General features: G+C 37.0%; 15 protein-coding genes. 11 read left to right on the forward strand and 4 right to left on the reverse strand.

Annotation, left to right across the window (positions count from 1 at the left end):
• Positions 1-13 precede the first annotated feature (13 nt).
• The 4 genes from CIK00_RS19890 to CIK00_RS19905 all read right to left on the reverse strand — a co-directional run bounded on the left by CIK00_RS19890 (position 14) and on the right by CIK00_RS19905 (position 3,679).
• Positions 14-958 carry an LD-carboxypeptidase gene (locus CIK00_RS19890; RefSeq protein ID WP_101770292.1) on the reverse strand — a complete coding sequence of 315 codons (945 nt, stop codon included), beginning with the start codon at positions 956-958 and terminating at the stop codon, positions 14-16.
• A gap of 47 nt (positions 959-1,005) precedes the next feature.
• Positions 1,006-2,133, reverse strand: a complete 1,128-nt coding sequence (locus CIK00_RS19895; RefSeq protein ID WP_101770293.1) for an anhydro-N-acetylmuramic acid kinase — start codon at positions 2,131-2,133, stop codon at positions 1,006-1,008.
• 150 nt (positions 2,134-2,283) lie between these two features.
• The gene (locus tag CIK00_RS19900) at positions 2,284-2,571 is read right to left on the reverse strand and encodes a hypothetical protein (protein ID WP_101770294.1); all 288 of its coding nucleotides are present in this window, start codon (positions 2,569-2,571) and stop codon (positions 2,284-2,286) included.
• A 196-nt stretch (positions 2,572-2,767) separates the two neighbouring features.
• Positions 2,768-3,679, reverse strand: coding sequence for a LysR family transcriptional regulator (locus tag CIK00_RS19905; RefSeq protein ID WP_101770295.1), 912 nt, complete (start codon positions 3,677-3,679; stop codon positions 2,768-2,770).
• A gap of 289 nt (positions 3,680-3,968) precedes the next feature.
• Between CIK00_RS19905 and CIK00_RS19910 the strand changes: the two genes are divergently transcribed.
• The 11 genes from CIK00_RS19910 to CIK00_RS19960 all read left to right on the forward strand — a co-directional run.
• Positions 3,969-5,162 (forward strand): glycine C-acetyltransferase, encoded by a 1,194-nt coding sequence (locus tag CIK00_RS19910; protein ID WP_101770296.1) that lies wholly within the window; start codon positions 3,969-3,971, stop codon positions 5,160-5,162.
• 101 nt (positions 5,163-5,263) lie between these two features.
• Positions 5,264-6,295 carry an L-threonine 3-dehydrogenase gene (gene tdh / locus CIK00_RS19915; protein WP_101770297.1) on the forward strand — a complete coding sequence of 344 codons (1,032 nt, stop codon included), beginning with the start codon at positions 5,264-5,266 and terminating at the stop codon, positions 6,293-6,295.
• 1,132 nt (positions 6,296-7,427) lie between these two features.
• Positions 7,428-8,273, forward strand: a complete 846-nt coding sequence (locus CIK00_RS19920) for a hypothetical protein (RefSeq protein WP_101770298.1) — start codon at positions 7,428-7,430, stop codon at positions 8,271-8,273.
• 58 nt (positions 8,274-8,331) lie between these two features.
• Positions 8,332-11,574 carry a tubulin-like doman-containing protein gene (locus CIK00_RS19925; RefSeq protein ID WP_101770299.1) on the forward strand — a complete coding sequence of 1,081 codons (3,243 nt, stop codon included), beginning with the start codon at positions 8,332-8,334 and terminating at the stop codon, positions 11,572-11,574.
• 15 nt (positions 11,575-11,589) lie between these two features.
• Positions 11,590-12,216, forward strand: a complete 627-nt coding sequence (locus CIK00_RS19930) for a DUF1573 domain-containing protein (RefSeq protein WP_101770300.1) — start codon at positions 11,590-11,592, stop codon at positions 12,214-12,216.
• Between the two features lie 5 nt (positions 12,217-12,221).
• On the forward strand, positions 12,222-14,471 hold the full coding sequence (locus tag CIK00_RS19935) for a DUF1318 domain-containing protein (protein ID WP_101770301.1): 2,250 nt from the start codon (positions 12,222-12,224) through the stop codon (positions 14,469-14,471).
• A gap of 2 nt (positions 14,472-14,473) precedes the next feature.
• Entirely contained in the window at positions 14,474-15,205 is a 732-nt protein-coding gene (locus CIK00_RS19940; RefSeq protein ID WP_101770302.1) for an ABC transporter ATP-binding protein, read from the forward strand.
• Positions 15,206-15,213: 8 nt separating this feature from the next.
• Positions 15,214-17,031: an ABC transporter permease family protein gene (locus tag CIK00_RS19945; protein WP_101770303.1), complete on the forward strand. Its 1,818-nt coding sequence runs from the start codon at positions 15,214-15,216 to the stop codon at positions 17,029-17,031.
• A complete protein-coding gene (locus CIK00_RS19950; RefSeq protein ID WP_101770304.1) occupies positions 17,024-18,907 on the forward strand; it encodes a formylglycine-generating enzyme family protein in 1,884 nt (627 codons plus the stop codon). The genes CIK00_RS19945 and CIK00_RS19950 overlap by 8 nt, the downstream gene beginning before the upstream one ends.
• 2 nt (positions 18,908-18,909) lie before the next feature.
• The gene (locus CIK00_RS19955) at positions 18,910-19,293 is read left to right on the forward strand and encodes a hypothetical protein (RefSeq protein WP_101770305.1); all 384 of its coding nucleotides are present in this window, start codon (positions 18,910-18,912) and stop codon (positions 19,291-19,293) included.
• A 177-nt stretch (positions 19,294-19,470) separates the two neighbouring features.
• Positions 19,471-19,657, forward strand: a 187-nt coding sequence (locus tag CIK00_RS19960) for a transposase (RefSeq protein WP_167388570.1), incomplete at its 3' end; no start/stop codon positions are given.

The following is a 19,657-nucleotide window of genomic DNA, read 5'->3' on the forward strand; positions in this document are numbered from 1 at the left end:
ACGCAGTTTACCGTTAGATTTGGCGTAATGTTACGTATTCGGTAGTATTAAGCAAAGTGAGATCTTGGTTACGCTGTAACGTAATATTATTACCTAATATAAAAGGCTGGTTGTATTTACCGTGGCCGAAGAATGGGAAATAATAGACAGGCTTATCATATTGCTCGGCAAAGTGTTGTAATACTGCTTTATACATTATGCGTTCTTGGTCTGTTGGTTCTGTGGAGTAATATTGACCAAAAATAATCGCTTCTACATTGAAATCATTTAAAAATAATAATTGCTGTAAGTAACGATCTAACTGGCGGAAGGTTACACCGATATCTTCGAGTAAGACTACCTTGCCTGTGAATTCTGGCTGATATTGAGTACCAAATGTTGCGGCAACAAGAGTGTGATTACCACCAACTAAAGTCCCATTTATTGCCGTCGCTTGGTGTGCTAATGCATTAAGTGGCAATACGTTATTATAGGAAACACCGTTGTTCATTATCTCTGAGATATCAGGTAACGGTTGCTGATTTGTTGTGCCCATATCAAGGTGGTTATTCGCATTAACACCATGAATTGAATGCCATCCTAGTTCATTATTTAGAAAACTATGAATAGCAGTAACATCACTGAACCCAACAATCACTTTTGCTGGAATGGCTAATAGTTGCTGTTTATAACGTTGTAGATATGGCAATAGGTTTAATGCGCCACCACCGCCACGATAAAACCACAACACATCAATTGTTGAATCAAGTAATGCTTTAATTAAGTTATGGGCTCGCGCTTGATCGGTATCAACATAGCCAAAATCTGAAATATTTTGCTGTAAATAATGGCAATTTACGTGATAGCCATGACTCTCGAAAACGTCAATCACTTGTGGTACTTGTGCTGGATCAAATTGAGTTGAACAAGCAATTAAGGCAACGTTTTTATAGGGCGTGTTTGTAACAGGTGTGTTCATGGATAATTCTCATCAAAGCTAAATAATCATCAAGGCACAATATATTGTTAATCCGCGGGATAAATTGCCCCTAATTGCGCTAAACGACTGGCTCCAGTCACTTCGGGTAAATTACCTGATTGATGATGCATGGTGCGATACGCAAGCCATGCAAACGCCATTGCTTCCATGTTATCAATATCTACACCACGATCTGCGGTTGTCATAACCTGCCAGCTTGGTAGCAATTCTGCAAGTCGCTGCATTAAAATCGGGTTATGAGCGCCACCACCACAGACTAATAGTTCATTTGGTGTAACGGCAGGGGTTAGGCCTGTTTTTTTAACGTCATTAGCAATAGTTTGCGCAGTATATTCAGTGAGTGTTGCTTGAATATCACAAGCAGAGAGTTGCAGCTCAGCAATAGTGGGATCTGCTAAATACTGTTGTAACCATGTTAGGTTAAATAATTCTCGGCCAGTACTTTTAGGGGCTGATAGCTGCAAATATGGTTCAGACAATAAGCGAGTTAATAATACGGAACTCACCGTCCCTAAACGGGCCCAATTACCATTGTCATCATAACTTTTTTGCTGGTGGAGGTTGGTCCATGCATCCATCAACATATTACCAGGGCCAGTATCAAAGCCTGTTACCGCTTTATTGGGTTCTAATACGGTAATGTTAGCAATGCCGCCAATATTTAAAATAACCCGAGTACATTGGGTTGTACTAAAAAGTTGTTGATGGAAAGCGGGTACTAGCGGTGCACCTTGACCACCTAATGCCATGTCTTTGCGGCGAAAATCAGCTACCGTTGTAATACCTGTTTTGGCGGCAATAATATTGGCATCACCAATTTGCATCGTAAACGCATATTCTGTATGGGGAGAATGAAAGACGGTTTGACCGTGGCTACCGATGGCGGTGATATCTGTTGCAGCAGTCTTGGTTTTATTCAGTAGTGCTAATACAGCATCAGCAAAAAGATGACCTAAACGGTGGTCTAGCTCACCTAATGTTTGTAAATTCGTTGGTTGGCCTAAACAAATGTCTAATAACGATTGTTTAAGATTATTACTCATAGCAAAGGGATGCGAACCAAGTAATCGAATATTATTGTTGTCAATTTCTACGAGAACAGCATCAACGCCATCCATGCTGGTGCCTGACATTAAACCAATATATTTTTCCATCGCAGTTCCCACTGTATTTCAATTTAACGGAAGGTGTGTGTTATTCCCGTTAAGCAGTTAATTATACTGTTCGAAGTATAAGCTATGCAGTCACTCTAATCAGAAGTGACTGAGAAATAAAGTAGCGATGGAATATTTAAGCTAATTGTTTTAGTGCATTACACTGCGAGAGGCTGCAAGACTATTAGATCCTTGCTGTTGAACAACACTGTTCATTTTATTCGCAAATTCAGCTAATTCATGGCTCACCGCAGAGCTAGCAATAATCGCATCATCAAGATCGAAAATTTCAATCATATGGCCAGTTGTACCGTCATCATAAGTGCCTGAAACAAAATGAATGGCAGTATCAGTTAGAATTGAACGGCCATAGGTATTCTCGACTAAACGCATCCAGTGGATTAATTCATCATGATTTTCTATGATTTTTGAGTGCATTAACACTGATCCTTTTGCATTGGAGGCATACATTGAGGGGACCGATTGTCCTTTATTTTGTGATGGCCTTTTATGCGTTAAGTGTATCAGTACTGTTCAAATGATAACTTTAGCGCTATTGCAAAAATAAAGGCTAAAAAAATCAAAAAGTGACAAAAACGCACATTTTCTTAAAATTTCCTAATTAATCAATACTTTAAGAGTTAAAATTTGCTATTACGTAGTCAATAAATGCTCTTAATCGGGCGGGCATAAATTTAGTTTGGGCATATTGAAGCGCAATATCGCCGTGATAATTACCCCGAATCGTCCATGCAGGTAATACTTGTATAACCGCACCTGTGAGCAAAGCATCTTTGATCACAAAATCAGGGAAGATTCCAATTCCTAAGTTATCTTTTACACCATTAAGTCGCATTTGAGAGTGATTAACCGCATAACGACCACTTACGGTAACGCGATGGCGTGTATGTTGTTGTTCAAAATCCCAAATATTGTCAGTATTGGTTTCCCCTAAATACAAACAATTATGATGGACAAGATCTAGTGGTGTTTTGGGCGTGCCACGTTGTGCTAAGTATTCAGGGCTGGCACATAGCATTAGATCGACTTTGCCTATTTGCTTTAAAACTAAATCCTCACTGGGCTTTTCAGTTAGCCTAAATACCACATCAATCCCTTCTTTTATAATATCAATATCGCCATCACGGGCTTTAAGCTTTAATTGAATATCAGGGTATTGGGTTAAAAATGGCGTTACTAGAGGTTGCAATACAATCGCTAAAAACGCTTTGGGAGCCGCGACGGTAATCATGCCCGCAGGCACAATTGGCTCTGAATGCGAGATTTCAATCGCTTGTTTGGCGGCATCAAACATTATCGTACATTGGTTATAAATACGTTTACCCGACTCACTGATCATTAATGTACGCGTAGTACGTTCTAATAATTTTACGGAAAGTGCAGTCTCTAAGCGTGATATTTGTTTACTCAACGCAGAAGGGGTGACATTGAGCTTTTTAGCTGCCGCAGTATAACTGCCTTCATCAACGACCACGATAAAAACAGCCAGATCTGGCATTAGTGCGATGAGCTTATTAGTTTCCATTCATTTGTGCCTGAGAGTCAATAATCATTTTCCATGGTATGGGATAATACTGTGGTTAGGTTTGAATTAGAATGCTGAAAAGTGACCAATTAAGTTCTAGTTCAAAGTGTTGATAAAAAGCACCAAATAGTTAGCGATTTTCAAATAAAAAAGGTGTAAAAGGAAAGTTACTCCCTAGACTTCGATATTTAATGCTGCTGTTGCAGGATGTTATTGGTCTGAAAGAGTAGCTTTTAGGTTTTATTAGCAATTGCGCTTAGTTACCATCCAATAAATCTGTGAGGAACACATGTCTTCTGCATTCTATAAGCAAATTAATCAGCAAATTGAAGATGTTAAAGCTGAAGGACTATACAAATCTGAGCGTATTATTACATCTGCACAACAAGCAGCCGTAACGATCCAATCGGGTGAAGAAGTATTAAACTTCTGTGCAAATAATTACTTAGGTTTAGCTAACCACCCTGAATTGATTGCTGCTGCAAAAGCAGGTATGGATCAACACGGTTTTGGTATGGCATCGGTGCGTTTTATTTGTGGCACACAAGACGCGCATAAAGAATTAGAGCAAAAACTATCGAATTTCTTAGGAATGGAAGACACCATTCTTTATACCTCATGTTTTGATGCGAATACGGGTCTATTTGAAACGATCCTTGGTGCTGAAGATGCCATCATTTCAGATGCACTAAACCACGCCTCTATTATTGATGGTGTACGTTTATGTAAAGCAATGCGATTCCGTTACTCAAATAACAACATGGAAGAGCTTGAGCAACAATTGATCGCAGCCAAAGAAGCGGGCGCACGTAATACATTGATCGTAACTGACGGTGTGTTTTCAATGGACGGCGTAGTGGCTAACTTGCCTGCTATCTGTGATTTAGCCGAGAAATATGGCGCACTTGTGATGGTTGATGACTCACACGCTGTCGGCTTTATGGGTGCTAATGGTCGTGGTACACACGAGCACCATAATGTAATGGATCGTATTGATATCATTACAGGTACGCTGGGTAAAGCAATGGGTGGCGCATCAGGCGGTTACACGTCGGGTAAGAAAGAAGTGATTGATTGGTTACGCCAACGTTCACGTCCATACTTGTTCTCAAATTCTGTTGCGCCAGCGATTGTTGCCGCATCAAACCGTGTTATTGATCTATTGGCAGAAAGTGGTGACTTACGCGACAACCTATGGATTAACGCAGCGCATTTTCGTACCCGTATGACAGATGCCGGTTTTACTATGGCCGGTGCTGATCACGCTATCATTCCAATTATGTTGGGTGATGCGAAAGTAGCAGCAGAATTTGCTGAGCGCGCACTCGCAAAAGGTATCTATGTGGTAGGTTTCTCATTCCCAGTAGTACCAAACGGTAAAGCGCGTATTCGTACTCAAATGTCAGCAGCACACACTCGAGAGCAACTTGATAAAGCGATTGATGTCTTTATTGAAGTGGGTAAAGAGATGGCGATTATTTAATTCGTTTTTCGTTATTAACATCGGTACGGCCTTAACAATTCGTTAAGGTCATTGTATAGAACACCATTAAACGGTTGTTCTAGCTTTATGGAATAAGTGTTATGAAAATCAAAGCTCTGTCTAAATTAAAGCCTGAAGAAGGTATCTGGATGACTGAAGTAGATAAGCCGCAAATGGGGCATAATGATCTACTTATTCGTATTAAGAAAACAGCTATTTGTGGTACAGACGTACATATCTACAACTGGGATGAGTGGTCACAAAAAACCATTCCTGTACCTATGGTTGTGGGTCATGAATATGTAGGCGAAGTTGTAGGCATGGGACAAGAAGTGCGTGGCTTTAACTTAGGCGATCGTGTTTCTGGTGAAGGGCACATCACCTGTGGACATTGCCGTAACTGTCGCGGTGGTCGTACCCATTTATGCCGTAATACCGTTGGTGTTGGCGTTAACCGTGAAGGTGCGTTTGCAGAGTTTTTGGTTATTCCTGCGTTTAATGCATTTAAAATTCCAGATGATATCTCAGATGATTTAGCCTCGATTTTCGACCCATTTGGCAACGCGGTTCATACTGCATTATCGTTTGATCTTGTCGGTGAAGATGTATTGATCACCGGTGCTGGTCCAATTGGTATTATGGCAGCTGCGGTTGCAAAACATGTTGGTGCTCGCCATGTTGTGATCACCGATGTTAACGAATACCGCTTAGATCTTGCACGTAAAATGGGTGTAACTCGCGCCGTTAACGTTGCCAATGAAAACCTAACCGATGTTATGAATGAGTTAGGCATGAAAGAAGGCTTTGATGTTGGTTTAGAAATGTCAGGCAATCCAATGGCATTTAACAGCATGTTATCGAGCATGAACCACGGTGGTAAGGTTGCATTACTTGGCATTCCACCATCAGACATGGGCATTGACTGGACACAAGTTATCTTTAAAGGCTTAATCATTAAAGGTATCTACGGTCGTGAAATGTTTGAAACATGGTACAAAATGGCAAGCTTGATTCAATCAGGCCTAGATTTAACGCCAATCATTACTCACCATTATAAGATTGACGATTTTCAGCAAGGTTTTGACGTTATGCGTTCAGGCATGTCAGGTAAAGTTATTCTTGATTGGGAATAATATATAGTCGTTCATCAGAAAGAGAACAATAAAAAAGGAAGATATGACCTTTTTTATACCTTAAATGCCCCAATATATTATTGGGGTATTTTTTATTCCAGCATATATATAATTATATTTTATAAGGGTATAGTCTGATAAAGATAATCATTCCCCTATGATTATTACTCCAGCTTTAGTTAGAATGTTATAACTAGAAAAATAGTGAGTATCAATAAAAAGTTATCAGGTATTTTTAGTTTTGTGTTGATCAACGGTTAATAGCGCAAACCCTTTCTTTTAAGGAATGGATAGCAACCATCATTCGCTTGCGAATGATATTGTACTATGTGGAAGCCCCTTCATTTATGGAGGGGAGGATGTCCATTAAACATCGATAACTTAGTTATAAATAATTCACCTTTAACTATTTACTAATGACTGGAAATATAAATAATGCTATTTTTAATTAATGTATTTATTGGTACCTTGTTTAGGCTAAATGTTACTGTATTGCTGATTTTTTATCTTTATTATAATGTGAAGGTAGTTGTTAGTAATATATTTATAATATAAATATTTTTCTATTTCTCCTAAACGTGACTTAACTTTATTCACCTATTTATAGCGTTTTTTTAATGATTTTCCATTGGTGTGATATCTGTTAAATACATATTAAAAAATAGTACCAAATAATACGAGCATTTTTTTGTGACTACAGTCACATAACAAGCTGATATAATGGGTATTTTATATGAAATGGCCGTTAATTGTTATACATTTGGTCTCATGGTTCTTAAGTGAGTCTAATCGTCGTTAAACCTTATAATAGTTGCTTAAGTTTATATTGTTAAGTGTATGAAATTGAACAACTATCTTTGGTGTTGTTGGATTGCAGTATCTGATTTATTTGATACGGATTACTTTAGTTTCTTGGATGAATTAATATTTGGAATAATAGATATTCGTTTGTTTATTACAATATTTTTATTCTTAATAGGTATCCATGTGTTTGGAAGTAAAAGTATTCTAATTTGGTATGTGTATTAAATGATCTGTTGGTCAATAATATAAATAGGGTGTATTGATATGATTTTTTATTATTTTAAAGTTGATGTGTTAATAGATTTCTATATTTTTAAGGGTGAATAAAATGGAACAATATATCCTCGAACATCTTATCAACTCTGATTCATTAATATTCGAAGTTATAATGATTTTTTTTCAACTTATCCTTGAAATGAAATCTACGGGGAAACTTTTTTATATCAGTATTCCAGTTGCAATATTTTTCTCAACCGCAGTTGTTTGGTTAATTAAAGTTATTGCAAGAAATATTAATAATACTTATGAAGCTGGAGTTGGTTTCGTTATTGGGTCATTTTTTTCATTCGTAACAACATTCGCTGCAGTTCTATTTTTATTTTCTCTTCAGTTTACAGAGCCCGTAGTGAAAGTAGTTATTAAGGGGTGGGAATTATCACTTATGGCTAATACTGATTGGAGAGATAAAACCTTTCGTGAAGCATACGAAAATGTAGCAGATTTAAAAACAGAAAATGGACGCCAGCTTGAGAACTTTGACAGTTATCCTCACCCAGAACAAGGTGGGTCTAGTATTCCAACGCATTCAGAAAAAGCTCAATTAGTCGCGACTAATACTTATCTTATTGCCGCTGAGAATAATTTTGAAAAAACAATGCCATTTTTAAGCTGGATTCTTACGGCTAAATCAGGCACAGCCAAATCTGATATTTTGAACGATATGAAGCAACATTTTTCTAAAAATAATTCAAGTTATCTAGTGAGTGATGCATATAAAATCGCAAGCGATCGTATTTCAAAAGCACTATTAGAACAGTCTGGAAGAATTATGATTGTTGGTTCAATTTTAGTTTTTATTACTTGGCTATTAATACAAATAATTGTTATCGGTCTTATTTCATGGATAGCACTTAGAAGTATAAAAGAAAACTTTAGCGTCGTTAAAGTAGTATAAAACGTTAGATATTAATAAATAAAAAGCATGGCTTATATAGGCCGTATAGGGATTTAAGATGGCTCAAAAGAATACGTTGTTGGTTGGTATCGGTGGAACCGGTTGTGAAGTTGTTCGCGATTTAAAGAAAAAACTTCATGTTGAATGGAGAGCCCGCGGAGCTGAAGATAAACAAATACCTGATATGTTCGAGTTCAAGGAAAATATTGGGGTTGAGCATATTTCACGTATTGCAACATTGAGTATCGATTCTCATGCTGATGATTTAGCCGGACAAGGTAAACGTAGTGAGTGGGTTAGCCTTGGTGATGATATTACCTTAATGGGGCGTGAACAAGTATTGTTAAAAAGTGCTTCTGTTATGGATACTGCGCAAAATCTTGATCTCTATTCTGGCGTGTCTCCGTGGTTACGCAGAGAAGATGAAAAGAAACATTTAACAAATATTACCGTCGGTCTTGAGCCTGACTGTGGTTGTAATCAATTACGTCGATTAGGTCGTTTAGCACTTGCGAGTGGAGATAATATAGACAATATCATTAGTGGTGTTGCAAATCGTCTCGAACGTCTTTCTGGCAATGGTGGCGAGTTTGTTGTTGATATTCATGTGGCTGGCAGTATTGCTACTGGTACTGGCGGTGGCACAATGCTTGATATTGTTGCCCAACTCCAGTCGTACTTAAGTAATACGTCATGGCGTTCGAATATTTATATTCATGCTTTTACAACAGCTGCCGATGTAGGTGATAAGAATACAGGTCGATTTTATATTAACCAATATGCGGCTTTAAAAGAATATAACGCTTTTAATCGTTCGCTATACAAGCCATGGGATATCAGGAACCCACCGCAGCCAAAACGTTTGTCAATCAAGCCTGTTGATGCTGGTGCCGATGATACGAATTATTACGATCTTAAACAAACATACAAGTCGTTATTCTTAGTAACGGATACGACAGATCGTGGCACGAAAGCGAGTTTACCTGAACAAATTGATAGTACCGCTGAATTACTTTTCCAGTTGTCTGTTCGACAGTTGGGTGATTTACCTAACTCTATTCGCCAAGCTTTATCAAACGAAGATAATCCGGAAACAACGGATGAAGGTTTTACAGGTACGCGCTCGATGAAAAATGGTGCCTATGGCGTCCATCGCGTATCTATCCCTGAAACTAAAATTCGCCAGCGTTTATCGTCTTCTTTAGGCTTGCAGTTTAGTTTACAGCTTTTACATAATAATTGGGTTAAATCTTTCCTAGATAATCCATTAGCATTCAATGCTACTGCATTTGTCGGAGATTCAATTAAAGTCCTTGATGTAAGCAAAAACGACTTATGGTTAGATAAAACTGTTGGTAATACCAAAGACGACAATGAAATTGATTTTGCATCTTATCAACAAGATTGGCGATCTACGCTTGAAAAAATAGAGCAAGAAGCAATAGCTGCAAAATCGTATAAAGAAATGCAGCAGTGGATAACAGTATTTAACCGTGAAGCAGACAAACACTGGAATGAAACGTTTCGTCCGTTAGGTGATAACGGTGGAGTTGAGCGTTATTTTAGTCATCATGGTAAAAATATAGAAATAGATAAGCGTGCTGCACGTGTAAAAAAACATATTGAAGCAATAATACTCAATGGATTAGAAGATAACCTTGAAAATTATACTGTTAATAATCTCCCTGATATTGTAGATACGCTTATTAAGCGAATTGAAGAAGATGCTGCTGGATTTACCAAGAAACGTTCTGGTTATGAAAAGATGGCTGACATTGCACAAAACAAACGTAGTGCAATACATGACGAGATTAGAAAAATAGGAAAAATTGCTTATGCGGTAAGCGGTGGTGCAATTCGACTATTCTCGCAATATCAGGCAGAGTCAGTTAATTATTATGCTAACCGTACTTATGAACGTGCTGCTGCTTATGGTTCTGATTTTTGTATGGAATTATTAGATAATTTACGTTTACTGCGTAAAGATGTCGGTCAATTTAAGCTCAACATGGTGACGTTAAGGGACAACCTTGTTACTGAACTTATGATTGAGAAAGAGGAAAAAATAGGTATTGAAGATTGGATTAGCTGGGAAGAAATTAATGATTCTATCCAACAATACTTTGTGACCGATAAATCATTATTGGAGAAAAACAGCACTTCTATTTGGGAGAAACTTAAAGAATTACGTGGAGATAAAAAGACATTTCAAGCTTATAACCACTTTATGACGATTGATGATAAGACTAACGTTGTTCGTGGTGTTTTCCCAGACACAATAAGAAAAGAATCGTTACAATATAGTCATGTTTTTCATGCTGCTATTGTTGAGAAAAGTCCTAATTTCAAACCATTCTTTGGTCGAAATATCATCAAGGAGCTTTATGAAGAGTTTCATGAAGTTACACCTGCATTGGAAGAAATTGTTCGAGGATGGATTAAAAAATCAAGCCCGATGGTTGCTTTTGATAGTGGACAGCCACGTCCTAATGTACCAAAACCAGGACCAAGAAAACGTCGTCTATTGTTAATACCTGCATGTAAAGACGTACCCGCATCGTTCAGTGAAGCATTGCAGTACTGTGCAATAGGTATGATATCTAATAGTGATGGTGAGATATTGGTTAAAGTTATTCCTGAAGAGCGTTGTCCTAATGAAATTAGTGCAATGACAGTTGCATTCTTTTTTCCTATTCGCCAAGCAGCAGTCACGTCAGCATTGAAGACGCATTATGATAAAGCTATGCTTAGTAATGATGGAAAATTTATTTTTTATCAATGTCATAGTGAATCAAGTCAATTTTCTGATTTGATGTTGCCAAGTCGTGCTGAAGAGTTGGAATTACAGCTGCCTTCGGTATTAGTTGCAGCGGCCATGGGTTTTATGCAATTACCTGATGATGTAGATTTACCTATTTATTTTGGTACTCGACAAGATACTTTTAGTCCAATTGATAATCGAATTGATACTGGCTTTAAATTGACGAATGCGAATAAAGATATTGTATCACGTATGACCGAGCAATATGCCGTTGATGTTAGCCTTGAACTGGCTATTTTGTATTCTAATTATCATGAACAATTTGTTCGTGATAGTGGTTCTAAAACCAATGAACTCTTTAATAAGGTTCAGATACAAACAGAAGATATCGTCCGCGCTGAAGCTAATATGAGTAACTACCAGAAATGGATCTTCCTTTTAGCAAAACGTAACGAAGAAGATGAAAAATATGGGAAATTCAAAGCCGCTATTCAAGATGCACTGAATCGAGTAATCCCTGAATTAAAAGAAAATCTATAAAAGGAGTTTATGATTATGACGACTGACGCTTTATATCGTTGTAAAAATACAGGCGGTCCTGATGGCGATTGTGAACATGCAGCACAAAATGAAGCTATTCCTGCATCTCTTGTAACCATCAATAATAATGGCGAAGCTATTTGCCCGGGTCAGACGGTTTTTGATGAGCCTTGTGGTGCTGTTTTAGAAGAAGTTATTCCGCCGAAGAAGGTCCCTTGGATGATGATCGCTTTTTTAAGTATTGCTGTACTTGTCGTTGCGGTTGCTATGTGGCTATTTTTGTTCAGAGGTGATGCGTTATTACGTGTAGATCAAACCTCTTTTGTACTTTCTCCAGGAGAGTCTACTAAAGTTGAGGTTTTTAATGATGGTGAAGTGAACTTACAACTAGGTGATATGAAGTTTTCTAGTAATAATTTTAGTACTGAGAAAACAGACGATAGCTTAGATATTGCACCTGGTAATAGTGGATACTTTTACGTTAAATTTGCTCAAAATGCTCAGGATAGTATTAAAGGTTCGATGACCATTTATTCTAATAGCTCAGGCGAGCCTGTTTCGATTGAACTTATTGGTAATGCTAAGCCTTGGCGTATATCTGAAAAGCTTAATAGTACTTCAACAATTTTGGATAAGGAATAAGGCTAATGAACAAGAATAAAATTTCTTTATCCAAATGTATTTCGTTAGGTATTGCAGGTTTATTTACCCTTTCAGGGGAAGCATATGCGAGCAGTTACTCTGATTTGTTATCGACAATGCAGGTACGTCAAGTTGCGTTAGAAAAAGAGCAGATATCAAGTGATTCTTGTTTAGGTGAACGCTTAGATGGTCTTTTGAAGATTAACTATAACTGTTCATCAGAAGTCAGTGCGTTAGCGGAGTCTGAAAATAACGATCGAACTGCGCTTTATACTTTGATGGCAGCCTCTTTGAAAACAGATAAGCAAACTGTTGGTATTCAGTGGGCTAAACAGCGACATCCTAAATATATACAGGGTGTTGTTCGGGAAGTTCGGTTGGAGGATGGTACCACGACATTTTGGAATGGTATCGGTGAGCATCCTGATGAAAATAACATTGATAGAGTTCTTACTAAGCAGTTTGCTAAATTATATGCAAGCCCAACGAAGTCAGCTGACGTTTTAAGAGATAACCTTCCTTTATATGAAGCTTTTGGTGTTATTAAGCAAGAGAATAAAAATGGAAAGCGTTGGTATCAGGTGACTGAAGAGTATGTTCCTAAGCAGAAACCAAGTAATTGGGAACCAAAAACTATTGGTTGGATTTCTGAAGAAGATGCTATTTCATGGAAACGCGCATTGGTGATGCGTTTTACTAACTCTTTAAATAGAGATCCGTCTGTTATTTTTGAAACGGCAGAGGATGCTGTTGCCTTGATGAAAGCGAATAAAATGGAGAGAAACAAGCAACTTGATAAGTTATATGCTGATTTTGAATCAGGTAATGTAAATCGAACTAGTGGTGCTTTAGCCATAGAGCCGACGGTTGGTCAAAGCCAAGATCAAATCGTGATGTATCCGCTACTTGATTTCTATAAATTAAACTCAGAAGAGTTGTATATGGATGGTCAATTTGCTCGTTTGTTAGAGGTCGCGGCACAAACACGGAATGGCGCAAATCAAGATAGCATGGGTAATGTTCCGATTGATATTGTGTTCGTTATGGACTTGACCAGTTCAATGCAACCTTATTTAGATCAGTTACTTTCTGTTGTTAAGAAGTTTGTACTTGATACGAATGGGCAAGATATTCGTTTTGGTTTTATTGGCTATCAAGACAAAGATAAAGAGAGAAAGTTTGCCTTTTCACAAAAAGATTTTACGCACAGCGGTGTTCTTAGCCCATCAGACTTTGTGACAATATTAAGTAAAGTAGAGGCTCAGAAAATACCGGTTAAATCAGATGATATTCCAGAGGCGGTATTGGATGGTGTAAACCTTGCGCTTGATTCTAAGCAATGGCGAGATAAAAGTGCAAAGACAATTATTCTGATCGGGGATGCTCCGGGACGAGAAGACAATATCAGTATTAAGGAATTAAGAGATAAATCTTATACTCGTAAAATTCCTATTTACTCACTATATATTGATGCATCTAAAGGTGCTGTTAAATATTCAAAAATAGGTAAAAAACAGTATAAGCAACTTTCATCAACTTATGAAGGGGCATATGGAACCAGTCGTGAAATTCCACACTTATCAGTGATTGATGGCGGCTCTCCTGTAGCGTTTGCTAATACTGTCGCGAGTGGGTTGAATGATGCCAAAGAAATCTTTGATACGTTTGGAACTCAAAAAACGGGCGAAATGAAAACCAAAGAAGGTTCTGTTGCTGAATTGCTTTTCCAGCAGGCAGATTTGTTACTTGCAGATCCTACAATGCCAGATAACGCAGTTGTTGGCTGGGTTGCAGATAAAGTGATGAATGCACCTGGCCGTGAAGCGTTAGCTCCAATGATTTTACTTAATGAAGTTGAGTTAGATGAACTGGAACAACGTGTGCAAGAGTTGAAAAATATTGGTGAGATGGCAATGCGAGGTGATAGCGGTACGACTCTTGATTTCTTCGATCTTGTCAGTGATAACACCCGTTTTACGATGGTTGATCCTTCAGCAGTTAATTTCCGAGATGCGTTCTCTGCACCATTAGGAATGAATAATCTTCCTTATGATAGTGACATCATGGCAACGACGAGAGAAGAGTTTCAGAGTATGGATCGAGTGCAAGCATTTGTTCGTTCTATGAACAATAAATTACGTCATTATGAAGATCTTAAACGTCAGCAGGGTAACTCAAACGTTTGGAAGAAGCTAAGTATGGGGACGAGCGAGCGAGATCGTGTCGTTGGTGTTGAGTTGAATCAGTTGCCATAACGATGAAAAAACTAAGTAAGAGATTGATTCTTACTGGAGTAGAAAAAAAACTGGGGGATTTGGATCATAATATCACGATCCAAATTCCCAGTTTTGAACTACGTCAGAAAGAGATTGTTGCTATTGTTGGTTCCAATGGATGTGGGAAGTCAACAATGCTCGATATAATAGCAATGCTGTGTAAGCCAGATAAGGCTGAGAAGTTTATTATTTGTTCGGATGACAGCGATGTTAGAGATGTACAATTATTGAACGAAAAGGATATAAATAAACTTCGACGTAATAATATCGCTTATATTTTACAAAGTGGTGGCTTATTAGAGTTTTTAACGTTACGGCAGAATATATCGCTTGTAACAAGACTAAAAAAAGGAAAACAAGCCGACTTTAACGAAATTGTAGATAGTCTAGGGATAGAGAAACTTCTTAATAAAAAACCGTTACAACTTTCAGGTGGGCAACGACAAAAAGGGGCCGTTGCAAGAGCTCTGATTCAACAGCCAGATATTATCTTGGCAGATGAACCAACTTCGGCAATGGATTCTTTGAGCGCGGTTCGGTTGATGGAAAATTTAACGACACGAGTCCGAAATTCTGGTTCGAGCTTGATCCTCGTTAGCCATGATAGTTCATTGGTTCAAGATTTTGCCAATAGAATTTATCGTTTTTCTGTAAGACAAGTGAATGATGAAACTATCTCAACTCTTCATGAAGAAGGGAATTTGGGTGATTGAGGTTAGCGATGTTAAAAGATTACTTATATATCACGATATTAGCGTTTAGGGATATTAGCCATGAACGTATTTTATCGTTGTGTATGGTATGTTCACTCGGTGCTATTTTTACACCAATAATTATTTTATTAGGGTTACAACAAGGGATTATTGGCAATATGTTGGATACGCTTGAAAGCGATCCGGCTAGCCGACTTGTTCGACCTAAGTTTATGTCACAAAGTCCTATTCCGTTAGATATGTTAGAAGTTATTCGCCAATCTGGAATAGCATTTATTCCTTCTGAGACATCACATTTACTCTTAGATGTTAAAGGACTACATGATTCTATTAATGTAGTGCCTAGTTCAAAGCAAGATCCTTTTGTTATTCAATCAAATCCTATTGGTATTGGCGATGATATTCAATGGGTAGTTATATCGGAACCACTGAGTAAAAAAGTAGGGAAGTTTAAAGGGGATAAATTAACCTTGTTGTTAAGACGAACGACAAATGCGAATTATCCTGAAGAAGTTCCGATGGATTTTACAATAGTCGGTGTTTTAGATTCTGAAATGATGCCTGATGTGAAAATTTATCTTCCGGTTGCTGTCTTTAATGATATTTATCATTGGCGCAAAGGGTATGAGATATCAGATCTCGGTTTAATGGGAAATCGAGAAAATAATTTTCATCCAGAATATGATGGTGTGATAACTGGATTTTCTTTTAAAAAACCGAAAGATGAAGATTTTCGACAGATGCTTGCTGGTAGATTACCTTTTAGTTCTATGCCTAAAGTTTATACAGAGTTAATGAGTACTCAGAAAAATAGTGATTGGCGACTTTGGCAAACTGTTAATAATACGATCACAGCATCAGATATACAGGTACTTAATAATGCGCTGTTAAATTATGGTTATGATCCTCAACTTGTTCCTTATATTAAAGATATAGAACTTGAACTAAATAAATTAGATATATCGAAAAAATGGCAGATATATATGCTGCCAGAAATGTTGTCTCCTCGTTGGGATGAAGATTCTAAACCAATACTTTATATTTCTAATGAGGATCGAAGTTTTTCAGGAGAGCAACAATTACTATTAAAAACAGGTGTAAAAGAGAACAAGACAACTATTCCTGTTTTTTTAGAAGTTTCAGAGAAAGTGCCGTCAGGATATATTGTCGCCAGCCATTATTTTTCGGGTTTGTTGCGCACTGCTGAGCGGCTAGGCGCAAATTATAACCGTGACCAACATGCTTTTTCTTTAAGTGGTACAGAACAAGTACGTTATTTTCGAGTGTACTCAGAATCAATAGAACAGCTTGATGCATTAGTTCAAACGGTCAAGCATGTTGGTGATGATCTTGGCCTTAACGCTCTAAAAGAACCTGTTTCACGGTTATATGAAGTACAGAAAATACGTACATTATCAGATTATATGAAAAAGATTTATTTTCTTATTGCAACGATTTCTGGTGTATCTACTGTTTTTGCTGTGAGTGCTTCTGTTTATGCGACTGTACAGAGAAGACGAAAGGATTTGGCCTATTTAAATATGTTGGGAGTAGATAAGAGTACGATTATCTTTTTTCCATTTATTAAGAGCATGATTTTAATTTCTATTGGGTTGGTGATTTCATTTATGGCATATTGGATATTTGGAGTATTAGCATCTCATTGGTTTGTTGATCTATTAGGTGAAACAGAGTCATTAACTCGATTAAAAGTAGATCATATATTATCTCTTATTGTCATTATTCTTTCTTTAGGCGGAATAAGTTCTTTATTAGCTGGTGGTTTTATTAACCGAATGGACTCGCAAAGGTATATTCATGAATAAATACATACCCGTATTAACTGCTTTATTATTTTTTATTGTGTCTTTTTTAAGTTCTAAATTATATGCAAATGAAACTATTGAATTTAAATTACCCGATGATATATCACTTAAATTCCAACCTATTTATTTAGGGCTTGATGGAAATAAAGTGTTTTCTTCAAAAAGAGTCAAGCTTGGTTCTCGAGATGGTAATGATGTCAGCTATAAAGAACGACTTTCAACGACAAATTTAGGTGGTTCATTCATTGGTGTGAGTGATAATGGTAAAAAAGAATGGTTGTATTATCTGGGACAAACCGAGGTATCAGAACAGCAATGGAATGCAGTTATGCGTTGGTGGCAACATGAGAATCAACTTATAGTTGATCCTATAATTAATTCTAAGTTGCCGCAAACAGGAAAAACAGCAGCTGAAATATTTGCGTTTATTGAAGCTCTTAATGTTTTAATGCTGAAAACTGACAGAGAATCTTTGCCAAAAAATGGTAATGCGATTGCTTATTTTCGTTTACCAACAGAAGTCGAGTGGGCATTTGCTGCACGTGGAGGTAATAAAGTATCGTCAAGTGTGTTTGACCGACCGTATCCATATGTTGATGAAAACCAGAGCATGACGCTTGCGGGCTATGAATGGCATAGGGGGTCTTCTGGTAAAAAGATGAAAGAAATTGGTTCTGAGCATATTAAGCCAAACCCTTTGGGGCTTTACGATATGCTAGGTAATGCTGAAGAGCTTACTTTTGGTGTTTTTGGACATGATTTCCTTTTTGCACGATTTGGTGGATTAGTTATTCGTGGTGGGAATTACACTACAGATCCAAGAGATCTAAAGGTATCAAGTCGTACAGAGTATGATGGTTATAATGCTAATGGAGACTTAATTCGTTTATCTAAAGTTGGTTTCCGTTTAGCTTTAGGAACATTAGTAAGCGAAACTGGATATTCAAATGAAGAATTAGATGGCGGTTATGACGACTATCTAAGTAGTGATAGTGGCGTTAGCCAACCAACGGCATCTGGTAATACTAGTCTTTCACAACAAGCTATTAATGATCAAATTAGTCATTACAATACTGAAAGTGAGCGCTTAGTAGAAGAAAACAACAGTCTTCGGCAGCAAAATTCGCAGGTTGAATCTGACTTTATTGTATTAAAAGGGAATTTAGAGCAAAAAAAAGTTGATATAGATGCTATATCTAGAGAACTTGACGCAGAGAGAGCTAAAAATGTTGATTTGGCTAAGTTAGCGGATATAAGTTCACTTGAGAATAAGTTTGATATTCTTATAGACAGTAAAGATTCCGAAATATCTCGATTACATTCTGAAATAGACAAATTAAAACAGAACGTTAGTCAGCAAACTATTGTACTTAGTAATGCTGAGTTATCAAAAAAACAAATGATTAGCTTGCAGCAACGAGTTAATGATGCTGAACGCAGGGATAGCACTGCAAATTTTGAAATTGAAAAGAATAAAAAGCGAATTGTTGTTGCTGAAAAACGTCTTTTAGAAGCCCTAACTCGCGTTGCAGGTTATAACTTATATAGTGCCTGGCGGAATTTAGAAACAATAGAGAAAAAACGGAAAGTATCAAAAGACCCAAAAATTTGGAGAATTAACAAACTTGAAGCTGAAAATATGCTGAAAGAATATCGCAGATATATTATTCAAATTGTTGATAATACTGATCATACTCTTTTTCCTGAAGTAAAAGATGAACTTGTTCATTGGTTGAAAGAAAATAAGGTAAGTAATCAACAGATCAAGGGTATGGATCTATTAGAAAGGCATCTTCATGAAGTTCGCGAAGGTAAGTACTTACAGGTAGACGAATTATATAAAAATCTTCGTTATGAGCCTGAAATGGGAGTGTAATAATGAATTGTAATGGAATAACTAAATTATCTGTACTTTGTGTCTCTTTGTTTATGATTGGAGGTTGTACTTATCATAAGGCGATGAATGAGCAAGGAAGAAGGCAAGCGATAATAGAAGTTAATTTAGCTCAAGAAAAGCAGGTTACGACAAAACAAGAGATAGAAAAGTTAAAATTAGAAAAAGATCTTGTATTATTAAAATCAGAGATTTTATCTATCGATCAAGAGATTGCGAAGATAAAAGCTAAAACAGAAAAAATAAAACTTGATAATAAGAAGAATGCTCAAAAGTATTACAAAAATCAACTATCGATGTTAGAAAAGACAAAAGTTGCCCTTAAGAAGGATATTAGCGAGAAGGAAAAAATATTAGCTGTATTATAATATATGCATTTAAAGGTATTAATTTTTTCAGTTCATAAGTATCCTTTAAGTAAACTGGATGCTTATGGACATATAAATATAGCAAATGTTATATAATATTTACAGGGTTGTTGTGGCTTAATGAACTTGTACACCTAAATAGGATAAAATATTCTTAATGTCAAAATGGTGTACATAATGAAAAAAGCTCGAACAACTTATTCAGTCGCATTCAAGCATGATGCTGCCAATTTAGTCTTAAATAAAGGCTACACAATACAAGAAGCATGTAATGCTGTTGGTGTCGGATATACAGCAATGAGTCGCTGGGTTGCTCAGCTAAAGCAAGAACATGGTGGAATCACACCAAGTTCGAAGGCAATGA

The organism is Photobacterium carnosum (genome assembly GCF_002849605.1).
GTDB lineage: Bacteria > Pseudomonadota > Gammaproteobacteria > Enterobacterales > Vibrionaceae > Photobacterium > Photobacterium carnosum.

Coding starts and splice junctions, on each gene's coding strand:
- CIK00_RS19955 (WP_101770305.1), top strand. CDS start 18,910: ATGAATTGTAATGGAATAACTAAATTATCTGTACTTTGTGTCTCTTTG.
- CIK00_RS19925 (WP_101770299.1), top strand. CDS start 8,332: ATGGCTCAAAAGAATACGTTGTTGGTTGGTATCGGTGGAACCGGTTGT.
- CIK00_RS19900 (WP_101770294.1), bottom strand. CDS start 2,571: ATGCACTCAAAAATCATAGAAAATCATGATGAATTAATCCACTGGATG.
- CIK00_RS19910 (WP_101770296.1), top strand. CDS start 3,969: ATGTCTTCTGCATTCTATAAGCAAATTAATCAGCAAATTGAAGATGTT.
- CIK00_RS19945 (WP_101770303.1), top strand. CDS start 15,214: ATGTTAAAAGATTACTTATATATCACGATATTAGCGTTTAGGGATATT.
- CIK00_RS19905 (WP_101770295.1), bottom strand. CDS start 3,679: ATGGAAACTAATAAGCTCATCGCACTAATGCCAGATCTGGCTGTTTTT.
- CIK00_RS19940 (WP_101770302.1), top strand. CDS start 14,474: ATGAAAAAACTAAGTAAGAGATTGATTCTTACTGGAGTAGAAAAAAAA.
- CIK00_RS19920 (WP_101770298.1), top strand. CDS start 7,428: ATGGAACAATATATCCTCGAACATCTTATCAACTCTGATTCATTAATA.
- CIK00_RS19950 (WP_101770304.1), top strand. CDS start 17,024: ATGAATAAATACATACCCGTATTAACTGCTTTATTATTTTTTATTGTG.
- CIK00_RS19890 (WP_101770292.1), bottom strand. CDS start 958: ATGAACACACCTGTTACAAACACGCCCTATAAAAACGTTGCCTTAATT.
- CIK00_RS19930 (WP_101770300.1), top strand. CDS start 11,590: ATGACGACTGACGCTTTATATCGTTGTAAAAATACAGGCGGTCCTGAT.
- tdh (WP_101770297.1), top strand. CDS start 5,264: ATGAAAATCAAAGCTCTGTCTAAATTAAAGCCTGAAGAAGGTATCTGG.
- CIK00_RS19895 (WP_101770293.1), bottom strand. CDS start 2,133: ATGGAAAAATATATTGGTTTAATGTCAGGCACCAGCATGGATGGCGTT.
- CIK00_RS19935 (WP_101770301.1), top strand. CDS start 12,222: ATGAACAAGAATAAAATTTCTTTATCCAAATGTATTTCGTTAGGTATT.